Origin of the sequence: Saccharopolyspora sp. (assembly GCF_017434145.1) — a bacterium.
GTDB lineage: Bacteria > Actinomycetota > Actinomycetes > Mycobacteriales > Pseudonocardiaceae > Saccharopolyspora_C > Saccharopolyspora_C galaxeae.
Map to the genome: position 1 here is coordinate 1 of NZ_JAFRFW010001054.1, position 1527 is coordinate 1527.

The 1527-nt window shown below is 72.5% G+C and carries 2 protein-coding genes; both read right to left on the reverse strand.

What is annotated here, in order from left to right:
* Nucleotides 1-1064, reverse strand: a 1064-nt coding sequence (locus IJH84_RS28750) for an SUMF1/EgtB/PvdO family nonheme iron enzyme (RefSeq protein ID WP_295151174.1), incomplete at its 3' end; no start/stop codon positions are given.
* Between the two features lie 83 nt (nt 1065-1147).
* On the reverse strand, nt 1148-1527 hold a 380-nt coding region (locus IJH84_RS28755), incomplete at its 5' end, for a glutamate-cysteine ligase family protein (RefSeq protein ID WP_295151176.1).

Sequence of the window (1527 nt, forward strand, 5' to 3'; positions counted from 1 at the left end):
AGGTGCCGCTGGTTGAGGTTGGCGTGCTCCGGCGACGGGTCCTCATCGCCCCACGGGTAACGCAGCGAGCGGCCGCTGCGCGGGTCGTACCGGGCCGCCTTCTCCCACTCCTGCTCGGTCGGCAGCCGTTTGCCCGCCCAGCGCGCGTACGCCTCGGCTTCGTGGAAGCTGACGTGCATGACCGGCTCGTCACCCGGCACCGGTTCGACGTGCCCGAAGCGGCGGCGCATCCAGCGATCGCCGTCGCGCCGCCAGAACCGCGGCGCGGACAGCTCGGCGCGCTGCCGGTAGGCCCAGCCGTCCTCGCTCCACCAGCGCGGCTGCTCGTATCCGCCGGCTTCGATGAACCGCATGAACGCGGCGTTGGTGACCGGTGTGCTGTCGATGGCGAAGTCGTCCACGTGCACCCGGTGCGCGGGCCGCTCGTTGTCCAGCGCCCACGGCTCGGTGGAGGTGCCCATCACGAACGGTCCGCCGGGCACGAAGACCTCCGGCGCCAGACCGTCCACTTCGGACGCCGACGGCGGCTGCACGTCGGTGAGCACCGGGGCGCCCTTGCGCAGCTGATGAGTCGCCAGCATCGTCTCGTCGTGCTGCTGCTCGTGCTGCACGATCATGCCGAAGGCGAACGCCCGGTCCACCAGCCTGCGGCCCTCCAGCGGCGTGCTGTCGAGCAGGTCCAGCACCTTGTCCCGCACGGTTCCCACGTAGGAGCGCGCTTCGGACGGGCCGAGCAGCGGCAGCTGCGGGCGGTCCGAACGCGGGTGCTGGAACGCGTCGTAGAGGTCGTCGATGTCCGGGCGGACCGCCTCGCGCCCGCCGACGTCGCGCACCAGCCAGATCTCCTCCTGACTGCCGATGTGCGCGAGGTCCCACACCAGCGGCGACATCAGCGGCGAGTGCTGCTGGACGAGGTCGTCGTCGTCCACGCTGTCGGTGAGCACGGCGCTGCGCTCACGGGTGCGGACGAGGTCTTCGGCCGCGCGGGAACGCAGTCGCTCGATACCCAGCTCGGCCAGGTTTCCCCTGCTCGCAGGGCGTTCGTTCGGCGGCTCGGTGCTCACCGGATCACCTCCAGGGTTTCGCGGGAACGCGCCAAGGCCCTTCTGTTCGCTGCCCCGGCGCGCGGGATTCCAAACGCGCGGGTTCAGCTCGAAGCGCCGACCGCGGCCAGTCGGCCTGCCACGGTCTCGGCGAGGCGTCCTGCCAGCTGCGGATGCGTCCCGTCGAGGCGGCGGGCGGCCAGCGCCAGCACGTCCGCGGCGGTGCGGGCCAGCACCGGATCCTGCAGCCCGCAACGGGCGGCGTCGACCCACCGGCCCGCGGCGGGAGCGGCCAGCTCCACCACCTCGTCCACCGTGGACTCGTCGGCGAACAGCGCGAACAGCGCGGCGGCGGGCAGCATCCAGCCATCCCCGCCCTGCGTGTCCAGGTAGCGCACCTCGAAGTAGCCGCGCGGGCGCACCGGCGGGAACAGCGTGGTCAGGTGGTAGTCCAGGTCGGCGTAGGTCGGCGGCTCCGGCAGCG